Source organism: Achromobacter veterisilvae (assembly GCF_900496975.1).
Taxonomy (GTDB): domain Bacteria; phylum Pseudomonadota; class Gammaproteobacteria; order Burkholderiales; family Burkholderiaceae_B; genus Achromobacter; species Achromobacter veterisilvae.
The window spans coordinates 1-3,407 of sequence record NZ_UFQC01000087.1; the positions used below are offsets into that span (position 1 = coordinate 1).

Genomic DNA, 3,407 nt, shown 5'->3' on the forward strand with positions numbered 1-3,407 from the left:
AATAAAAGCCTGACGATGACCTACTTTCACAGACGTCCGTCCACTATCATCGGCGCAAAGTCGTTTCACTGTCCTGTTCGGGATGGGAAGGAGTGGGACCAACTCGCTATGGTCGTCAGGCGTAACTGGTTGAGCTGCCGCGCATAAGCGCAACCGCTCCAATCTGGGAAGAAACACAACGCGTGGTGACCAGAGTCGAACTCGATGGTCACGCACGAAGGGGGTGTAATTGATGTTGGCTGGCTGCCGACGGTGCAGCCAGATTTTGATTTGAACGACACTTGGAACGCTACATCACCAGGTCATAACCATCAGTGTTATAGGATCAAGCCTCACGGGCAATTAGTATCGGTTAGCTTAACGCATTACTGCGCTTCCACACCCGACCTATCAACGTCCTGGTCTCGAACGACCCTTCAGGGGGATCAAGTCCCCGGGATACCTTATCTTCAGACGAGTTTCCCGCTTAGATGCCTTCAGCGGTTATCTCTTCCGTACTTAGCTACCCGGCAATGCCATTGGCATGACAACCGGTACACCAGAGGTACGTCCACTCCGGTCCTCTCGTACTAGGAGCAGGCTCCGTCAAGTATCCAACGCCCACGGCAGATAGGGACCAAACTGTCTCACGACGTTTTAAACCCAGCTCACGTACCTCTTTAAATGGCGAACAGCCATACCCTTGGGACCGGCTACAGCCCCAGGATGAGATGAGCCGACATCGAGGTGCCAAACACCGCCGTCGATATGAACTCTTGGGCGGTATCAGCCTGTTATCCCCAGAGTACCTTTTATCCGTTGAGCGATGGCCCTTCCATTCAGAACCACCGGATCACTATGTCCTGCTTTCGCACCTGTTCGACTTGTCAGTCTCACAGTCAAGCACGCTTATGCCATTGCACTATCAGCACGATTTCCGACCGTACCTAGCGTACCTTCGAACTCCTCCGTTACACTTTGGGAGGAGACCGCCCCAGTCAAACTGCCCACCATGCACTGTCCCCGATCCGGATAACGGACCAAGGTTAGAACCGCAAACAAACCAGGGTGGTATTTCAAGGTTGGCTCCACGCGATCTAGCGACCACGCTTCAAAGCCTCCCACCTATCCTACACAGGCCGGTTCACAGATCAATGCAAAGCTACAGTAAAGGTTCATGGGGTCTTTCCGTCTAGCCGCGGGTAGATTGCATCATCACAAACACTTCAACTTCGCTGAGTCTCAGGAGGAGACAGTGTGGCCATCGTTACGCCATTCGTGCAGGTCGGAACTTACCCGACAAGGAATTTCGCTACCTTAGGACCGTTATAGTTACGGCCGCCGTTTACCGGGGCTTCGATCAAGAGCTTGCACCCCATCACTTAACCTTCCGGCACCGGGCAGGCGTCACACCCTATACGTCGACTTTCGTCTTTGCAGAGTGCTGTGTTTTTAATAAACAGTCGCAGCCACCGATTCTCTGCGACCCCATCATGCTCAGCGCGCAGGCGCATCACACTACCGGGGTATACCTTCTCCCGAAGTTACGGTATCAATTTGCCGAGTTCCTTCTCCTGAGTTCTCTCAAGCGCCTTGGAATATTCATCCCGTCCACCTGTGTCGGTTTGCGGTACGGTCTCGTACAGCTGAAGCTTAGAGGCTTTTCTTGGAACCACTTCCAATCACTTCGCAAGCCATGCTCGCTCGTGCCACACCCTTGATTTACGCGCCCGGATTTGCCTAAGCGCCATCTTCGATGCAGCAACAGGGACATCCAACACCCTGATGATCTTCCGCAATCCGTCCCCCCATCGCACTGTACGACGGTGCTGGAATATTAACCAGCTTCCCATCAGCTACGCATCTCTGCCTCGCCTTAGGGGCCGACTCACCCTGCGCCGATGAACGTTGCGCAGGAAACCTTGGACTTACGGCGAGGGGGCTTTTCACCCCCTTTATCGCTACTCATGTCAGCATTCGCACTTCTGATACCTCCAGCAGCCTTTACAAGCCACCTTCGCAGGCTTACAGAACGCTCTCCTACCGCGTGCACTAAAAGTGCACACCCGCAGCTTCGGTTTATCGCTTAGCCCCGTTACATCTTCCGCGCAGGACGACTCGATCAGTGAGCTATTACGCTTTCTTTAAAGGATGGCTGCTTCTAAGCCAACCTCCTGACTGTCTATGCCTTCCCACTTCGTTTCCCACTTAGCGATAATTCGGGACCTTAGCTGGCGGTCTGGGTTGTTTCCCTCTTGAGTCCGGACGTTAGCACCCGGTGCTCTGTCTCCCAAGCTGTACTTGCGGGTATTCGGAGTTTGCCATAGTTTGGTAAGTCGCCATGACCCCCTAGCTATAACAGTGCTCTACCCCCCGCAGTAATACTTGAGGCACTACCTAAATAGTTTTCGGAGAGAACCAGCTATTTCCAGATTTGTTTAGCCTTTCACCCCTATCCACAGCTCATCCCCTAATTTTTCAACATTAGTGGGTTCGGTCCTCCAGCACGTGTTACCGTGCCTTCAACCTGGCCATGGATAGATCATCTGGTTTCGGGTCTACACCCAGCGACTAGAATCGCCCTATTCGGACTCGCTTTCGCTACGGCTTCCCTATTCGGTTAACCTTGCCACTGAATGTAAGTCGCTGACCCATTATACAAAAGGTACGCAGTCACCCCACAAGGAGGCTCCTACTGTTTGTATGCATACGGTTTCAGGATCTATTTCACTCCCCTTCCGGGGTTCTTTTCGCCTTTCCCTCACGGTACTGGTTCACTATCGGTCGATCACGAGTATTTAGCCTTGGAGGATGGTCCCCCCATCTTCAAACAGGATTTCACGTGTCCCGCCCTACTTGTCTTACGCTTAGTTCCACACACAAAATTTCGTCTACAGGGCTATCACCTGCTACGGCCGGGCTTTCCATCCCGTTCGACTATCTTGCATGCTAAAACGTAAAGGCTCTTCCGATTTCGCTCGCCACTACTTTCGGAATCTCGGTTGATTTCTTTTCCTCGAGCTACTGAGATGTTTCAGTTCACCCGGTTCGCTTCCACTAGCCTATGTATTCAGCTAGGGATACCGCATTGCTGCGGTGGGTTTCCCCATTCGGATATCTGCGGATCAAAGCTTGTTTGCCAGCTCCCCGCAGCTTTTCGCAGGCTACTACGTCCTTCATCGCCTGTGATCGCCAAGGCATCCACCATATGCACTTAGTCGCTTGATCCTATAACGCTGTAGGCTATAGGACCTGAGTATTAGCGTTTGTGCCGTTCATAAGTTTCAAAGCAGTCTGAGGTTGTTCACCCCAGTCTTGAGAACTTGGAACAAAATTAATGCAATCACAACCCGTACTCATCTTCTTCGACTTGCGCCGAGTACTCGATAAGTACATTTCGTTGTGCTTCTTCCAGATTGTTAAAGAAC

General features: G+C 52.2%; 2 rRNA genes. Both read right to left on the reverse strand.

The window, feature by feature from the left end:
• Window positions 1-7: 7 nt before the first annotated feature.
• Window positions 8-120: ribosomal RNA gene (rrf, locus tag AVE30378_RS32360) — 5S ribosomal RNA — on the reverse strand.
• A 201-nt stretch (window positions 121-321) separates the two neighbouring features.
• Window positions 322-3,207 (reverse strand): 23S ribosomal RNA (locus tag AVE30378_RS32365).
• Window positions 3,208-3,407: the final 200 nt, after the last annotated feature.